The organism is Streptomyces longispororuber (assembly GCF_024448165.1).
Taxonomy (GTDB): domain Bacteria; phylum Actinomycetota; class Actinomycetes; order Streptomycetales; family Streptomycetaceae; genus Streptomyces; species Streptomyces longispororuber_A.
Map to the genome: position 1 here is coordinate 20,148 of NZ_JAMOLN010000100.1, position 16,379 is coordinate 36,526.

The following is a 16,379-nucleotide window of genomic DNA, read 5'->3' on the forward strand; positions in this document are numbered from 1 at the left end:
GTATTGACGACCGGGAGACGCCGCCGCACGACATCTCACCGGGAGCCGGAGCCCCGCAGGACGCAGTGGTTCACCGCACCGGGAAGCCGAAGGAGTAGCCCTGCTGCTTGAGCTGGGGGAGCAGTCGGCGCAGGGCCTCGACGGTCTGGGTGCGGTCGCCGCCCGCGTCGTGGAAGAGGAGCGTCGGCCCGTTGGGCAGTTCTTCCTGGACGGTGGCGACGATCGCGTCGGTGCCCGGCTGCTCGAAGTCCTTGGTGTCCACGTTCCAGCCGAGCGGCCGCATGCCCCGGGAGGCGGCGAGGTCGCGGCTGTAGGGGGTGAAGGCTCCGCCGGGTGCCCGGTAGTACATCGGCCGTACGCCCCCGGACGCCTCGGTGATCATGCGTTCGGCGTCGACGATCTGCCGCGACTGGTAGGACTCGGGCTTCTTGTCCATGGTGGTGTCGTGCGACACGGTGTGGTCGCACAGCCGGTGCCCGGCCGCGACGACCTTCTTCACGAGATCGGGGTGGGCCTGAGCCTGCGTGCCCACCATGCAGAACGTGGCCTTCACCCCGTACTCCCGCAGCACGTCCAGGACTTGGGGCGTCCATATGGGGTCGGGGCCGTCGTCGATCGTGATGTTGACGCCGCGTTCACCCGCCTCGGAAGCGTGCGCGATGCTCGCCGCGACCCGCTTCACGCCGCTGGAGACAGGGGCCTTCTCCCTGGGCGACGACACGTTCGCGGCACCGGCCTGCGCAGTCCACACCGAGGCACCCGTGGCCAGCAGTGTCACTCCGAGCGCCGCCCCGACCAACTTGCCGTACCAGCCCCGCTGCTCGCCGTGCCGTGCCATGTCCGTCCCCTTTTGCGCAGTCCTCGTCGACCCTGGTCACCGTGCGACCACCCGTCAGGACGAGAGTCCCGGCTCAGAAGATCCGTCCGTTACTGATCACGGACAATCCCGGGAAAGATCGCGGACAATCCGCGGCGCCACCGGCAGCCAGAGATCCGGACCACCAACGGTTCGGCCGACGGGCTCGCAGAAAGTTGCTCCCACGAGGCAACCTGATGCATCGACCAGCCAGTTGGCCAAGTATGAGCGGCGGAAGAGAACGGCGGTTGAGGAATGGGCGGGAGGCGCACGGACGACTTCGAGGCGTTCGTCGACGCTCGCGGCCCCAGGCTGCTGCGGGTCGCCTGGCTGCTGACGGGAGACGCCCACCTCGCCGAGGACCTGCTGCAGACAGTGCTCGCGCGCGTGTGGCCCAAGTGGCACAAGATCGCCGACGGGGAGCCGGAGGCGTACATCCGCAAGGCCCTCGTCCACACGCATGCCTCCTGGTGGCGGCGGCGCTGGCGGGGCGAGGTCCCGCACGGCGAACTCCCGGACCGAGCCGCCTTGTTCGATGCGTACGAGGGCGTGGAACAGGAGGAGGCCCTCGCGGCCGCCGTGCGCGCGTTGCCGGTGCGGCAGCGGTCGGTGGTTGTACTGCGCTACTTCGAGGACCTCAGTGTCGAGGAGACGGCCAAGGTGCTCGGCTGCGCGCCGGGCACGGTCAAGAGCCAGGCGTCCAAGGCGCTGCGCGCGCTGCGGGCGGTGGTGCCGGAGCCGGTGAGGACGTCCGATGAGTGACGCCGCCGGCGACCACACCGGCAACCACGACCAAGCCGACCAAGAGCGCGCGCTGCGGGAGTTCCTGGAGCGCGAGGTGCCGCGGCTGCCCGCATCGGAGGACCGGATGCGGGGCGTACGCGAACGTATCCGCCGTCGTCGCCGTCGCCGTGCGGCCGCCGCGGCGGGAACCACGGCGCTCGTGGGCATCGCCGCCGCCGGCCTCCTGCTGCCCGGCGACCCGCCCGCCGAGCCGTCGTTCGTACCGCCCGCGGCCGCGCCCACGGGCACCGTCTTCCGCTACGCCGAACTGGACGGCCTGTCCCTGCGCCTGCCGCCCGGCTGGCACGGGACCGCCACACGCAAGGACCGCATGTGGGGCAAGGCGGGCCCGGTGGCGTACCTGACCTCGCGAGACCTGCCGCAGCCGTTCGCGACCTGCCCGGCGGACGTGAACGGCCCCTGCCCGCCGAACCGGCTGACCGACGGCGGCAGCGTACTGGCGGCCGTGTCCCTCGACCGCAGTGTCGCGCTCCACAAGAAGATCCGCACGCCCGCCGGGTTCGACACCAGGATGCTCGGCCCCTACTGCCGCTCGCTCGGCGCCAAACGGGAGCTCTACGGCCTGTTCGCAGTAGGCGGGGCGACGAACTCCCACCCGGCGACGGCCGTGGTCACCCTCTGCACGTACGGCCCCGCCACGGCAACGGCCCCACTGGAGACCGCCCTGCGCCAAGCCCTCGCCACGGCCCGCATCACGCCGAGCGAGACAAACGGCTGACGGGCCCCTGAGTACCCGGGCACGAACCGCAGCCGCAGCACGCACAGAACGAACAGAACGCGTCACACGTACGACACGCACCACACGTACGACCCGCCCTGCACGCGCGCTCCACGCGCCCCTCGACCGACAGCACCGCACTCACGACTCACGGAAGGCACACACCCATGCCGTCCCGCCTCCACCTGGCGGTGTTCCTGGCCGCCGGCCTGCTCCTGACCGGCTGCTCGGACAGCACCACCACGGCGCGCGCCATCCCTCGCGACCCGGCCCAGCACGCCCCCGCCCCCAGTCCTGTACGGGCCGAACAAGCGGCGGCCCCAAAGGACATACCGGGCCTGGGCCCCAGAACCCTTTCCCGTATACCTGCCGCGGCCCGCCAGGCCATCGTCGTCACGGGAGACGGCGCCAATGCCACCACCGGCACGGCGCAGCGCTACGTCCGCGACGCAACCACCGGCTGGCGACGGCTCGGCACCCCCTGGCCCACCCGCAATGCCCTCAAGGGCTGGACCGCCCACCACGTCCAGGGCGACCTGCGCACCCCCTCCGGCGTCTTCGGCCTCACGGACGCGGGCGGCCACGAACCGAACCCCGGAACGGAGCTCCCGTACGACACGGGCCCGGCCTTCGTCGCGCGCGGCACCAACGCCGAGGGCGAGCCGCTGGGCGACGCCTTCGACTACGTCGTCGCCATCAACTACAACCGCAAGCCCGGCACCACCCCACTGGACTGGACCCGCCCGCTCGGTATGAACCGCGGCGGCGGCATCTGGTTCCACGTGGACCACGGCGGCCCCACCCAGGGCTGCGTCACTCTCCCCAAGCCCCGGATGCGCGAACTGCTGCGCTGGCTCGACAAGGAGAGCCGACCGGTGGTCGTGATGGGGGACAAGACGACCCTCGAACGCTGAGCCTCGACCCGCCCTTCGGCCATCGGAGTCTCCGACTCCGAGAAGGAGCCCGTTGCGCGCCCAGCGCTTCGGATACGCCAGAGACACCGAACCAGTCGGTTCCCGGCCCATCAAGCAGGCCCACAGCTCAGAACTTCAATCCCGACTTCTCCGAGTTTCTCCGCAATCAGGTCGACTTCAACATGCGTCCCACTGCGGCCGGCAGCCTTCAACGATCTACTTCACCGAAGAGCGCATCATGGCGTACATGTTGAACTACAACCTCGCCGTCCCCGACGTGGATGACGCCGGTGTCCTGGCCGCGTTGGTGGCTGAGGGCGATGAACTCGACGTCCTGGTCACGGCAGTCGACGACTGGTCCATGCCCACACCGGCGACGGGCTGGACGATCGCCCACCAGATGGCCCACCTCGCGTGGTCGGACGCCAACGCACTCAGCGCCTTACGCACTCCGGACGCGTTCACCGCCGAGCTTGAGCGGGCGGAAGCCGAAGGCAGCGGACACGCTGACAAGGCCGCAGCCGCGGGCGCCGCCAAACCTCGATCAGTGCTCCTGGAGGAGTGGCGGACCGGTCGGGCGGAACTCGCGGCGACGCTGCGCGACACGCCCTGGGACCACGCGTTCCCCTGGTACATGTCGAAGGTGACCCCGGCCCTGATGGTGCCCCTTCGTCTGATGGAAACCTGGGCACACGGGCAGGACGTCTTCGACGCGGTGGGCGTGGCGCACCCGCCCACCGATCGGCTGCGGCACGTGGCTCTGCTGGGAGTGCTGGGACGGGCGCTGTCCTTCGCCGCCGTCGGACTGCCTGAGCCGACAGCCCCCTTCCGCGTCGAGCTGACAGCACCTGACGGACAGACCTGGGCATGGGGCCCCGAGACGGCCGCCCAACGAGTACAGGGCAGCGCCATGGACTTCTGCCTGTGCGTCACCCGGCGTCGCCCCTGGCTCGACACCGATATGACGGCGACCGGCGACGACGCGCAGAAGTGGATGGAGTTGGCGCGCGTCTTCCTCTGAGAATCCGGAAGCGGAAGTAGCTCAGTAACCAGCAACTACAGCAGTCCGGGAAGGGATTGCAGGTTCTGGAGCAGCCCCTTCGTAGGGACGGTCCCGTTGCAGAACACGAGGTTGCAGTACGGATTGGTGATCGCGTCACTGAGCAGGACACCGGGATCCAGGTAGTTCATGGGATTCACGTCCAGATCGATGGGGTCGCCGGGGTAGGGGCCAGGGTCGGGGACGTGTGTGTCCTCGACGGCGGCCATCAAGGCCCGGAAGAACGTCCATTGCATCTCGTCGGGCGCCGATCCGAGCAGAACCGGTGGGTCCAGGGACAGGCTGCCGAAGTATCCGGTGGTCACCACCGTCATGTGCAGGCTGGGGATCATGATCGCGAGCTGGCCGCCGGTGCCGTTCATCTCGTAGGTGTCGGCCGGCGCCGAGGGAACGGCATGGCGTTGCAGTGTCTGGGCGGCGGGGATGTCCGCTCCGGTGCACGGCTTGCCGCGGTTGGTCCAGAACAGCAGGCCGTAACAGCCGTTGGTGGGGGACGGTTCGCTGACCGCGGCGACGTACGAGGCCGATACGATCCGCGAACCGTTCCAGCGCCCGTTGTTGCTCATCAGCAGGGCGAGCCGGGCGAGTTGGCGGGGCGTGAGGAACAGGTGGGCGTAGCCGTAGGCGTTTCCTGAGCGGTCGCGCAGCCAGAAGTAGCTTCCGGGCTTGATGCCGATCGGTCCGAACAGGCGCTGCTGCGCGAAGGCCACGAGGTCCTGGCCGACGGCGCGCTGCACGACGTAGGCCAGGAGGGCGGGGCCGAGTTGGCTGTACTGGAACGTGGTTCCCGGCTCGTGCACGAACGGCTGGGAGAGCGCCTCCTGCGCGAGATGGGGATCCGTTCCCGTCGTCGCGGCTTCGGACAGGATGGATTGCCGCAGGCCGCTGGTCTGCGTCAGGAGCTGGCGCACGGTGATCGCACGGTGCGCGGCGTCACCCCATCCGGGGCCGTGGGGAAGGTAGCGGTCGATGGGATCGTCGAGGTGCAGTTTCCCCTGGTCGACGGCGATGCCCGTCAGCATCGAGACGACCGACTTCGTGACGCTCCAGAGGTTGTTGTGCAGCGACCCGCCGGCGGCGTCGAGCGGCCCGGTCGCTACGAGGCAGTTGTTGCGGAAGACCTGAACGGACAGGCGCAGCCGCAGGCTCAGCATGGTCACGGCGGCCTTCAACTGCGCGGCGTCGAGGTTCTCCTGCGCCGGGTCGGCGGTGGCGAAGGAGCCCGACGAGTCAGAGCCCGACGGGGTAGCGCACACCTTCGGCGCGGTGGTGGCGGAGGCCGAGCCGGCGGGCACCACGGCGGCGCCGGCCAGCATCGCGCACGTCAGGGCGATTCGTCCCAGCAGTCGTCGCATCCGAACCGCTTCCTCACTCATGTCTGCAGGCAGCAACTGGCAGCAACCCCGCTCAGCCGCGGGGCGGCCGAGCGTAAAGCTGTCATGAGCACGCATACAAGGCGGTGGTTGGTGTGGGTTCCGTGCACGGGATCCACGGGATCCACGGGATCTACGGGATATGGGGGCACGGGCGTCTGCCGGGTTGTCGGCGACCAGTGCCCCTACATGCTGTCGGGCGGGATGGGGGTGGCCTGGTGGTAATACATCCGCCACGTCGCGTCCGCACCCTGCTTGCGCCAGAGCGAACTCCGTCGTGCCCGTGCCCCGTCCATCGTGGTCTCGAAGGTGAGATGCACCAGTCCGGGCGCCAGCACCACACCCACGAAGCCTGAAGGCTCGTAGCGCGGACCGCTCTCCGCCGCACCGTCCAGCTCGGGCAACGCGGCCAGCATCTCGTCGTACGTCCACCGCCGCCCCGATGCGCCCACCTCGACGAACTCCGGGTCGAGTAGCTCCCGGGCGAGCGAACGGGACATGCGCACACTGGGGTCCATCAGCCGCAGCTCGCCTGCGATCACTTCGCGGATCTCATCCGTCTCCTGGCTCATCCAGGCATCTTCGCGCGGGTGGCCACGCCCCTCGCAACCGAGTTCCTGCGAACGGCTCGGCTCCCGATCCGATGCCGGATCGAGCCCGATCGAGCCGGATCGAGCCCGTGGTGATCAGACCGGGGGTGCCTGCGGATCGCCGGCCTGTGCATCCAATTCGCGGGTGAAACCGGATATTTCTGCATAACCACCTCCGTTCATGATCGTTCTCCTCTCCGGTGCTTGGCGTCGGCAAACGGCCGACCGCACGGCGGAGAGGCAGTGAAGTGACGTCGGAACAAGGGCGTGCTCCGGCAGGAGTGGTCCGCGCCATGGGCGCTTGTCTGCCGGAGTCGGTGGTGACCAACGGCGACCTCGCCGAGAAGCTCGGTGTCTCGCCGGAATGGATTGAGCAGCGCACGGGCATCCGTGAACGCCGGCATGTCTCCGGGGGCTGCTCGACAGGGGACTTGGCCGTCGAGGCCGGCCGTCGGGCGCTGAGCGGATCGCCCGGGGCGGTGCAGGCACTGATCCTGGCGACGACCAGTACCGATCACCTCGTACCGGCGACAGCTCCGTGGGTGGCCGAGCGCCTGGGCATCGGCACGGTGGCTGCCCTGGACGTCAATGCAGCCTGCAGCGGCTTCGTCTACGCGCTTGCTGTCGCGAACGGTTGGCTGTGCAGCGGCATGGCGAACCGCGTGCTCGTCATCGGCGCGGACACCGCCAGCGGCTTCACCGACCCGGCTGATCCGGACACCGCTCCGATCTTCGGTGACGGCGCGGGTGCCGTGGTCCTCGAGGCAGGTCGCCCGGGGGACCCCGGATCGCTCGGGGCGTTCGACCTCGGCAGCGACGGCACCGGCCAGGAGTACCTCCACGTCCCCGCCGGGTCGCGGCGGACCTCGTACGGGGTGCCACTGTCGCAACAGGCCATCTACATGCGGATGGAGGGCCGCGAACTGTATCGGCACGCGGTGCGCCGCATGAGCGCCTCCTGCCGCACCGCGTGTGAACTCGCCGGCTGGGACACCGATTCGGTGACCGCGGTCGTCGCTCACCAGGCCAACGCCCGCATCCTCACCGCGCTCGCCCAGCGGCTGGACATGCCGCGCGAGAAGTTCCCTTCCAACATCGCGGAGGTCGGCAACACCGTCGCCGCCTCCGTCCCCCTGCTCCTGGCGCACACCGCGGAGCGCCGGCAGTTCCAGGCGGGTGACCGGCTGATCCTCACGTCCTTCGGAGCCGGCCTCACCTGGGCGTCCACCACATTCACCTGGCCCGAACTCTGAGGAGACCCGGAAACATGACGAACGACTTCATCACGCTGCTCGCGCAGACCTGCGAGCTCGCCCCCGAAGCGGTCTCACCGCAGGACAGACTGAGCGAACTGGGCCTGGACTCCCTTGTGTTGGTCGAACTGTCGGAGCGCCTGCTGACCGACTTCGGCGTCGACATGAGCGATGACGAACTGCGCGGCCTCGACCGCATCGAGACGATCGTGGGCGTGCTCGGTGAGCGCCGGGCGTCGGCGGGGCAGCCGACATGAGAATCAGGGGAAATCCCGATCGGGTCCGCGCGGTGCCCGCGACGTCCGGGGCACCGATCCCCGCCCGGGACACGGCAGTTGCGCCGGACACTCTCCCGGGAGCCGGGGCGCTGCGGGCCGGCCAGGCTCCCGGGGCATGGCCGGTCGTCGGTCACCTGCCGGATCTGTTGCGCCGCCCGTTGGCGTTCATGGACTCACTGCCCGCCCACGGGGACATCGTGCGGGTACGGATCGGCTTACGCGACGCGTACGTGCTGTGCCACCCCGAACTGGTGCGGCGGGTCCTCACCGACTCACGGGTCTTCGACCGCGAGGGGCCGCTCTACGAAAAGGTCAGGGCCGCTCTCGGCAACGGCCTCGCCTCGTGTCCGCGCGCCGACCACCGAGGGCAGCGCCGGGTGCTCCAGCCCGCCTTCCACCACAAGCGCCTCGAACGGTACGCCCAGGTGATGAGCGTCGAAGTGGAGACGCTCACGGACCGGTGGCGCAGCGGACAAGTCGTCGACGCGGTCGACGAGATGTTCCGGCTGACCACCGCGGTCGCGGTACGGACACTGTTCTCCTCCGACTTCCCCGCACCCGTCGCCGAAGAACTGCGCGACTGCCTCGACGTCTTCCTGCGCGGCGTGTACACGCGGGTGTTGATGCCCGCCGTGGATGCCGTGCCCTCACCCGGTCGACGCCGCTACCGACGTGCCCTGGTGCGCTGGCGCGCACTGGTCTCCGGAATCATCGCCGAGTACCGGGCGGCCGGAGTCGACCAGGACGACGTCCTGTCCCTGCTCCTGGCGGCACGCGACGACAGTGGCCGGCCGCTCTCCGACCACGAACTGTGCGACCAGGTCGCTCTCCTGGTGCTCGCCGGGGCGGAGACCACGTCCTCGGCATTGGCCTGGTGTGTGCAGCTGCTCGGGTCCCACTCCGACGTTCTCGACCGGCTGCAGACCGAGGCCGACACGGTGCTGGGTGGTTCCATCGCCACCTGGGACGACCTGCCGGATCTGACCTTCACACACCGTGTGGTCCAGGAGGTGCTGCGCCTGTATCCGCCGGCCTGGGCCATCACGCGCACCACCGTCGAACCGGTGGAACTGGCCGGGGAGCAGCTCGCCTTGGGCAGCATGGTGATCTGCAGCCCGTACGTCATTCACCGGCGCGACGACTTCTTCCCGGACGCGGCCGCGTTCGATCCCGACCGCTGGCAGAACGGGCATCCGCACCGAGAGGCGTACCTGCCCTTCGGCCTGGGAGCGAACAAGTGCATCGGTGAGGCCTTCGGCCTGGCGGAGGCCACGCTGGCGCTGGCTTCCCTGGTGTCCCGCTGGCACCTGCGCCCCCTTCCCACACGGTCGTCCAAGGCCGCGCCGCGCAGTGTCCTGGCCCCCGGCTCCCTGCCGGTGCTCGTGGACGCCAGGCTGCCCACCCCTAGGCCGTGACCGCCAGGTCCACAGCCACCGCGTTTCCGTTCACCACCGCGTCTCCGTCCACCACCGCCCCGCGAACCCCTCGCCAAGACTCCCCGGAGTACCGCCGTGACCAGCCCCCCGGCAGTGACGGGCATCCGCCCGAGCATCCCGCAGACCACGATCGACCGCACCGTCCTCAGCATGGCCCGCCGGGTCGGCGGCAACACCATGCACATCGGCGCGGTGCTGACCTTTCCCGGACCGGCGCCGTCCCTGGAGGAGCTTGCCGCGCACGTGGCCGAGCGGTTGCCCCTGGTCCCTGAACTGACCTATCGAGCGGCAGGTGCGACCCGGCACCCCGCCTGGGAGCCGGACCGGGCCTTCGACCTCGGCCGGCACCTGCACCGGATCGACGTGGACGCGACGGCGGTCACGGCGACCGACGCGATGGTCACGGCGATGCACACCCCGCAGCTCGATCCCGAACGGCCTTTGTGGGGACTGTGGTTGCTCAGTACCCCCGACGGATGGGGACTGGGCTACCGCTCCCATCACGCCTTCCAGGACGGGCTGGCCGGAATGCGGGCCCTGCGCGCCCTCTTCGGTCCGCCCACCACCATGGTGCGGCAGTGCCTCACGCCGCCGCCCGCCCGGTCCGGCTCCGACCTCGGCCTCGGCGCCGACATGCTGCCGTTGCTGCGCCCGGTGGGCCGGTGGTCGCCGTTGGACGGCCCCTTGGACGGGCGACGCGTCGCCCACACCGTCGACACCGGACTCGACCGGCTGCGGGCCATCAGCCGCTCCACCGGCGCGTCCCTCAACCAGATCTGCCTTGCCGCGCTCGCCTCCGTACTGCGCGACTGGCACCCGGAGGACTGGACAGGACCTGACCGGAGCCTGCGGACGGGCATGGGTGTCAGCCTTCGCCACCCGGGCGCACCCCTCCTCGGGAACTGGGCAGGCGTCACCTACCTCGACCTCCCCTGCGGTGATGCGACTCCGCTGGACCGGCTGGAGAAGCTGCGCGGCCAGCTCACGCCCGCGCGCCTGAGGCAGGTACGCCACCGGCAGGCGCTGCTGTACCAACGGCTGCCCTACTGGTGCGCGCAATTGGGCGTGCACTTGACCCTCAACCCCCGGCACGTGCCGCTGTGCGTGTCCGACGTGCCCTTCCCGGTGCCGCTCACCTTCAACGGGGTCACCGCCGAGGGCGTCTACCCGCTGATGGTCTGGCCGCCGCGGCAGCCCCTGTTCGCGGCGTGGTCCAGCTATCGCGACCGGATGTGCGTCGCCTTCCACACGTACGACACGCTGGCCGGCCACGACACCCTCACCGCCCTGTGGACCCGCGCCGTCGACGACCTCGAGCAAGCTTGCGAATCCGTGCCCTACGAGGCGGCGGCACACGGAGAGCGGACGCGGGGATGACCACGGCATATCGCGCCCGCGCGCCGCAGGAGGCGGCGGTGCAGGCGGCATGGGACTACCTGTGCCGGGAGGCGAACGGCACCGGGATCCCCGGTGCCGCCTTCGCCGAGGACACCGAATTCACCCGCCCCTTCGGAGGGCAGGAGGCCCGCGCCCGGATCCGCGTCGGCACCGGCCTGGACATCGGCCTGGACCTCGACGACGAGGCCTTCAGCGCCATGGTCGCGCTGGCCCACCTCCCCTTACCCCTTCCCGGCCGGGCCGCTTGCCTCAAGGACGCCATGCTCCAGCAGGTCCGAAGATGCCGGTGGCGCAGCCGCTACCGGTTCTTTCCCGCGGTGCCGGAGTTCGCCGCCGACACCGACTGCACCGCGGTCGCCCTGTCCGCTCTCCACCGCCACCACGCGCTCGACGGACCGGCAGCGTGCGACCAGGCCCGCGAACTCCTCAGCGCGGCCGCACCTGCCACCGAACCCCACCTCCACCCAGGAGCCGTGATGGTCTACTGGGACGACGGAGCCGAGCCCCACGCCGCGGCCCGCGGCCGCAAACAGGACGCCGTGGTCAGTGCGAACGTCCTCCACACCGTGTATCTGACCGGCCTTCACAGGACTCCACGGGGCGAGGACCTCGCGGCAGCCACCCGAGGCCACGTGGAGGACCACCTCCGCTCCGGTCGCCACGAGAAAGGGACGCGTTACTACCCCTCCCCAGCAGCCTTCCTCCACGCTGCCTCCCGCGCCTGCACCGCGGCACCCGCGGCCTCCGCGAGGCTTGTCCGGCGGCTGCGTCAGGCGTGCCGCGAACTCGGGTCGCCGGACGACCCGCTCGACCTGGCACTGCTGACCATCGCCGCGGCCAATCTGGGGCTCCCCGAAGGACAGCACGAACGCCGCGAACGCCTCGCAGCCCTGCAACGTGCTGACGGAGCCTGGCCGGCCCGCCCCTACTTCCGCATGGGCCGCGTCCCCGTGTACTTCGGTTCCGCCCACCTCACCACGGTTTTCGCGCTGCGTGCCCTGCAGCCCTGCGCCAACGAGGACATCCCGCGCTGATGAACGACCAAGCCCTCGCCCCGTACCTGGAACACCTTCCCGACCCCGCGCGCCGGGCGCTCGCCGGCCATCTCCTCGACTGGACCCTGCGGCACTGCCGCTGCACCGCAGGTCCGGGAGGGCGGCACGCCCAGCAGTCCTTCTACGCGGCCACCTTCGCCTCCCGCTGCGCGCCCGACGACGCGCGCGCGGAGGAGCTCCTCGCCGTCGGCAAGTTCATGATCTTCTACTTCGGCGTCGACGACGGTCCAGCGCACGAACTGGAAGCCCTGCACCGCCACCTCGACGAGGGGCAACCCCTTGTGGCCGCCGGCGAACTCGGGGCACTCCACGCCGCCTTGCTCGACGACCTGTCCCGGCAAGGGGTGCCGGTGCTCCCCATCGCCCAGGGAATCGCCGGCCTCTGCGCGGCCACCGCGACCGAGGGGGAGCACGACGCGGCGACCATGTCACCGGGCTCGTTCCACGCCCTGCGCATGACGACCGTCGCCGCCGCCGTCTACATCGACTGCTGGCGCGGCCTGCGCGACCTGTCGATGACCGACGGCCAGGATCTCGTCGACGCGGCCGTGGAAGCGATCTACCTCGGCAACGATCTGGTGTCCCTGGACAAGGAACGACACCCGCACGCCGAAGGCGCCTACACCACCTCCAACTACGTCCTGTACCGCGCCGCCCGTTCCGGCTGCACGCCGGACGAGGCCGTCGACGAGGCAGTGATCCGCTACCGGAAGCTGGCGGACACCCTGGCCCACGCGCCCACGGGCCCGCTCGTGACGGTCCTGCGAGCGATCGTCGGCGGAGACCTGCGCGCCTACCGCGACCTCGCCGCCACGCGATTCCCCGGCGCTCAGCGCATGCTCGACCGCTTGACCGCCCCTGTGCCGTGCTGACGGGCGCAGCTCACCCCCTGCCCGTCACGACTGGAAGACCACGATGACCAGAACCACCGCACAGGCCCCGGGAGCTCTGCCCCTCCTCGGCCACGCCCTGCCCCTGCTGCGCGACCCACTCACCTTCCTGAACCGCCTGCCCGCGCTCGACGACGTCGTACAGATCCAGGTCGGGCCCCAGCGCGCCTATGTGGTGTGCACCGCCGACCTGACCCGCGAAGTCCTCGTCGACGACCGGACCTTCGACAAGGGCGGCCTCCTGTTCGACCGCGCCCGTGAGTCCGTCGGCGACGGACTGGGCACCTGCCCCCACAGCAGGCACCGACGCCAGCGCCGCCTGGTGCAACCCGCCTTCCACGTCAGCCGCATGCCCGGCTACGCCGAGATGATGACCGCCCGCATCACGGCCTTCGCCGACGGCCTCCACAGCGGCCAGGTCATCGACGTGGTGCCCGAACTCACCGCGCTCACGACCCGCATCACAGCCGAGGCGATCTTCACCGACGCGCTGCCCGCCGAGGCCATGGGCCACCTGGTAGCAGACCTCTTCACCATCTTCGAAGGCATCTACCGCCGCAGCGTGGTCCCCGCCGTACTCAACCGCGTCCCCACCCCGGCCAACCGCCGCTACGACCGCGCCCGCACCCGCCTGCGCCGAACCCTCGATCAGGCCATCCAGCACCGCCGGACCGTCCCGTCCCCGCAGGCGGACATCCTCTCGATGCTCCTGGACGTGCGCGGCACCACGGCCGACGGCACCGCCGACCGCCTCACGGACGAGGAGATCAGCGACCAGATCATCACCATCTTCGCCGCAGGCGCCGACACCACCGCAGGTCTCCTCGCCTGGGCCCTGCACCTGATCGCACAACACCCCAAGACCGCCTACGAACTGCACACAGAAGTCGACACCGTCCTGGCCGGCCGACCGGCAGCCTACGAGCACCTGCCCGCCCTGGAACACACCAGCCGCATCCTGACCGAAACCCTCCGGCTCCGCCCGTCGGGCTGGCTCCTCACCCGCACCACGAGCCGTGACGCGAGCCTTGCCGGGCACGTGATCCCCCGCGGAAGCACCGTCATCGTCAGCCCGTACCTGGTCCACCACCTGCCCGAACACCACCCCGAACCGGACAGTTTCGACCCGAACCGCTGGGCACCCACGGGCACCGGCACCCTCAGCCCGCGCAACGCCTCCCTCCCCTTCAGCGCGGGCGCCCGCAAGTGCATCGGCGACACCTTCGCCCTCACCGAAGCAACCCTGGCTCTCGCAACCCTCACCGCGACATGGCGGTTCGAGCCCGTGCCCGGCACGACGGTCCGCCCGGCCTGTGGCCTGACGCTCTCCCTCAAGGGCCTCCGCATGCGGGTGCAGCCGCGAAGCCCTGCCTAGGAAGCGCCTCCACGTCAGCGTCCGCGACCAAGGAAGCCGTCGCGCATGACCTCGCACGTAATGGAGGACGCGCCCGGCCGGATCCTACGATCGGCGCACCGAGCCAAGGGAGTGGAGATGTTCTTCGAGACCGGTGACGGAACCCGCCTGGCGTACGAGGACTACGGTCAGGGCCGACCGATCGTGTTCGCTGCCAGCTGGACCCTGAGCGGGGAGATGTGGGAGTACCAGCTGCCCGTCCTCGTCGAGCACGGGTACCGCTGCATCACGGTGGACCGCCGCGGCCACGGCCGCTCCGACCGGCCGTCGGGCGGGTACGACCTGGACACCGGCGCCGATGACCTCGCCGCTCTCCTGGACCACCTCGACGTGCGGGACGCCGTCCTCGTGGGGCATTCCGCCGGCGGTGCGGAGATCTCCCGCTACCTCGCCCGGCACGGCGAACACCGCGTCGCCGGCGCCGTCTTCGTCTCGACCGTCCTGCCGTTCCTCAAGGCGACGGCCGACAATCCCGACGGCGTTCCGGAGGCGGCTCTGCACGCGACGCTCCGGGCGTTCCGCACCGACCGGGCCCAGTGGTTCGCCCGGCAGGCACAGGTGTGGTTCGCTACCCACCTCAACGACGTGTCGGCCGCGACGATCGACCACACCGTCGCCCAGTGCCTGGCCACCTCACCGTGGGCGGGTGCCGCCCTGTTCGAGTCGCTTTTCCACCAGGACCATCGCGAGGACCTGCGCAAGATCTCGGTGCCCGCTCTGGTCGTCCACGGCACGGTGGACTCCTCGGCGCCCGTCGCGTTGACCGGCCGCCGCACGGCCGACCTGATACCCGGCGCGACGTTCAAGGAGTACCCCACCGCCAGCCACGGCCTGTTCATCACGCACAAGGAGCAGCTCAACGCCGACCTGCTGGAGTTCGTCGGCAGCTGCTGAGGCGGTACGGCCCGTCCTCCCGACCCCCGTGGCGGGAGGACGGCCCAGCCCCATTGCGGTGACCGCCCGCTCAGTACAGCTTGTTGACGGCCGTGATCGTGGTCTTCTTGAAGGCGGCCACGGGCGCGTCGTCGAAGTCGCCCATCTGTCCCCACTTCACGACGGTGACGGTCCTGTTGTCCCGACCGACCGACAGCAGAGCGATGTCGGTGGCGCCCCAGGACGTCTCGGTGTGCAGGCCGCGGACGCGGGCGCCCTCCTCGACCGCCAGCTTGCCGTAGTCCCGGCCCTCGGCCTCGACGTCGGGCGAGGACTGCTCGATGCGGTCGGCGCAGGTGCGGATCAGGTCGTCGTAGTGCTTGGCCAGGGCCTTGGCGTGGGCGGCCGTGTCCGTCACGACGGTCAACTGCACGGCGCCGGTGTCCAGGTCGGTCCGGAACTCCCGGTGCCGGTAGTCGTAGTCGAGCACGCCCTCCGTGCTCACACAGGTCCCGAGCGCCTCCGGGAACCCTTCGGTGACCGGTCCGGCGGTCCAGGACGACGTCGGGTGCGGCGGGAGCTGCGACGCCGACAGGAACGTGGGCGTGGCGGCCTTCGGCGCCGCGCCGGCGGCCGGCGCCGTGAGAACCGTGCCCGCGGCGAGGGCGGCGACGGCGAGTGCGGCGCAAGCGCTCGTCCGGATGCGCAGGGTGGGCATGTTGGACATGGGTGTTCCCCCAGGGGATCAGTACGTGGACGTGGATGCCGCGGCGAGGCCGGCTGGTCGGCCCGGCCCGCTCGGTGCGGCACCAAGAGCATCAGCGGTCACAGGGGCCGGGCGCAACAACCCACGCCCGATCAGCCGGGGTGGAACCATCCCAGCCCGTCTGACGTGCAGGTATATGAGTGCCTGGGATACCGTCCCGGGCCGGTTGGGTCGTACGAGGGCGGGGGACCGGTGTCGGCACAGCACGACAGCGACGGCGACGGCGAGGGCCGTGGCGACGGCATCGACGCGGTGGCGGAGCTCGCGGCGCTGCTGCGGGAGTTGAAGGAGCGCACGGACCGCAGCTACGGCTCGCTGGCCCGGCGCCTGGGCATGAACACCTCGACGCTGCACCGCTACTGCGCGGGCGACGCGGTACCCCTCGACTTCGCCCCCGTGGAACGCTTCGCCGCCCTGTGCGGGGCCACCTCGGAACAACGCCTGGAACTGCACCGCCGTTGGCTCCTGGCCGTGGCGGCCCGCCGCCGTTCTCGTACGGCGGGGGCGGCACCGAGCGCGCCCGACGCGGCGGAGCCAGCGGTCGGGGGCGCCGAACCGGACGCGGCGCCGAAGACTGGCGACGCCCCGACCGCCATCCCGGACACCGCACCGAAGGCCACCGGCCCCGGCAGCCCGGTCGTCGAAACGAACCCTGCGCTGCCCGCCGCGCCCTCGCCCCCGCCGTACGAGAACGGCGGCGG

The 16,379-nt window shown here is 70.6% G+C and carries 17 protein-coding genes; 13 read left to right on the forward strand and 4 right to left on the reverse strand.

Going from position 1 to position 16,379, the window contains the following annotated elements; translation table 11 throughout:
* Positions 1–70: 70 nt before the first annotated feature.
* Positions 71–838, reverse strand: a complete 768-nt coding sequence (locus M4J07_RS26070; protein ID WP_255975447.1) for a polysaccharide deacetylase family protein — start codon at positions 836–838, stop codon at positions 71–73.
* A gap of 273 nt (positions 839–1,111) precedes the next feature.
* On the opposite strand from M4J07_RS26070, the gene M4J07_RS26075 reads away from it, so the two are divergent.
* The 4 genes from M4J07_RS26075 to M4J07_RS26090 all read left to right on the forward strand — a co-directional run bounded on the left by M4J07_RS26075 (position 1,112) and on the right by M4J07_RS26090 (position 4,313).
* On the forward strand, positions 1,112–1,618 hold the full coding sequence (locus M4J07_RS26075; RefSeq protein ID WP_255975448.1) for a SigE family RNA polymerase sigma factor: 507 nt from the start codon (positions 1,112–1,114) through the stop codon (positions 1,616–1,618).
* Complete coding sequence (locus M4J07_RS26080; protein WP_255975449.1) at positions 1,611–2,378, forward strand: hypothetical protein; 768 nt, start codon at positions 1,611–1,613, stop codon at positions 2,376–2,378. The genes M4J07_RS26075 and M4J07_RS26080 overlap by 8 nt, the downstream gene beginning before the upstream one ends.
* Positions 2,379–2,545: 167 nt before the next feature.
* A complete protein-coding gene (locus M4J07_RS26085; protein ID WP_255975450.1) occupies positions 2,546–3,292 on the forward strand; it encodes a L,D-transpeptidase family protein in 747 nt (248 codons plus the stop codon).
* A 238-nt stretch (positions 3,293–3,530) separates the two neighbouring features.
* Positions 3,531–4,313: a TIGR03084 family metal-binding protein gene (locus M4J07_RS26090; RefSeq protein ID WP_255975451.1), complete on the forward strand. Its 783-nt coding sequence runs from the start codon at positions 3,531–3,533 to the stop codon at positions 4,311–4,313.
* Between the two features lie 35 nt (positions 4,314–4,348).
* Here the strand turns inward: M4J07_RS26090 and M4J07_RS26095 are convergent, their stop codons facing one another.
* Together M4J07_RS26095 and M4J07_RS26100 are read right to left on the reverse strand one after the other, a co-directional pair.
* Complete coding sequence (locus M4J07_RS26095; protein WP_255975452.1) at positions 4,349–5,707, reverse strand: serine hydrolase domain-containing protein; 1,359 nt, start codon at positions 5,705–5,707, stop codon at positions 4,349–4,351.
* A gap of 203 nt (positions 5,708–5,910) precedes the next feature.
* Complete coding sequence (locus tag M4J07_RS26100) at positions 5,911–6,297, reverse strand: nuclear transport factor 2 family protein (protein WP_255975453.1); 387 nt, start codon at positions 6,295–6,297, stop codon at positions 5,911–5,913.
* A gap of 311 nt (positions 6,298–6,608) precedes the next feature.
* On the opposite strand from M4J07_RS26100, the gene M4J07_RS26105 reads away from it, so the two are divergent.
* From M4J07_RS26105 to M4J07_RS26140, 8 genes are all read left to right on the forward strand, one after another.
* A complete protein-coding gene (locus M4J07_RS26105) occupies positions 6,609–7,568 on the forward strand; it encodes a beta-ketoacyl-ACP synthase III (protein ID WP_255975454.1) in 960 nt (319 codons plus the stop codon).
* A gap of 14 nt (positions 7,569–7,582) precedes the next feature.
* Positions 7,583–7,825: an acyl carrier protein gene (locus M4J07_RS26110; RefSeq protein WP_255975455.1), complete on the forward strand. Its 243-nt coding sequence runs from the start codon at positions 7,583–7,585 to the stop codon at positions 7,823–7,825.
* The gene (locus M4J07_RS26115) at positions 7,822–9,261 is read left to right on the forward strand and encodes a cytochrome P450 (RefSeq protein ID WP_445276303.1); all 1,440 of its coding nucleotides are present in this window, start codon (positions 7,822–7,824) and stop codon (positions 9,259–9,261) included. Before M4J07_RS26110 ends, M4J07_RS26115 begins: the two co-directional genes overlap by 4 nt.
* 96 nt (positions 9,262–9,357) lie before the next feature.
* Complete coding sequence (locus M4J07_RS26120; RefSeq protein WP_255975456.1) at positions 9,358–10,659, forward strand: wax ester/triacylglycerol synthase domain-containing protein; 1,302 nt, start codon at positions 9,358–9,360, stop codon at positions 10,657–10,659.
* Positions 10,656–11,714, forward strand: a complete 1,059-nt coding sequence (locus M4J07_RS26125; RefSeq protein WP_255975457.1) for a hypothetical protein — start codon at positions 10,656–10,658, stop codon at positions 11,712–11,714. Before M4J07_RS26120 ends, M4J07_RS26125 begins: the two co-directional genes overlap by 4 nt.
* A complete protein-coding gene (locus tag M4J07_RS26130; RefSeq protein ID WP_255975458.1) occupies positions 11,714–12,607 on the forward strand; it encodes a terpene synthase family protein in 894 nt (297 codons plus the stop codon). The genes M4J07_RS26125 and M4J07_RS26130 overlap by 1 nt, the downstream gene beginning before the upstream one ends.
* Positions 12,608–12,650: 43 nt before the next feature.
* Entirely contained in the window at positions 12,651–14,000 is a 1,350-nt protein-coding gene (locus M4J07_RS26135; protein WP_255975459.1) for a cytochrome P450, read from the forward strand.
* Between the two features lie 45 nt (positions 14,001–14,045).
* Positions 14,046–14,933 carry an alpha/beta fold hydrolase gene (locus M4J07_RS26140; protein ID WP_255975460.1) on the forward strand — a complete coding sequence of 296 codons (888 nt, stop codon included), beginning with the start codon at positions 14,046–14,048 and terminating at the stop codon, positions 14,931–14,933.
* Between the two features lie 70 nt (positions 14,934–15,003).
* On the opposite strand, the gene M4J07_RS26145 is transcribed toward M4J07_RS26140, so the two are convergent.
* A complete protein-coding gene (locus M4J07_RS26145) occupies positions 15,004–15,630 on the reverse strand; it encodes a hypothetical protein (protein WP_255975463.1) in 627 nt (208 codons plus the stop codon).
* 240 nt (positions 15,631–15,870) lie between these two features.
* Between M4J07_RS26145 and M4J07_RS26150 the strand changes: the two genes are divergently transcribed.
* The coding region (locus tag M4J07_RS26150; protein WP_374215082.1) for a helix-turn-helix domain-containing protein at positions 15,871–16,379 on the forward strand (509 nt) is incomplete at its 3' end.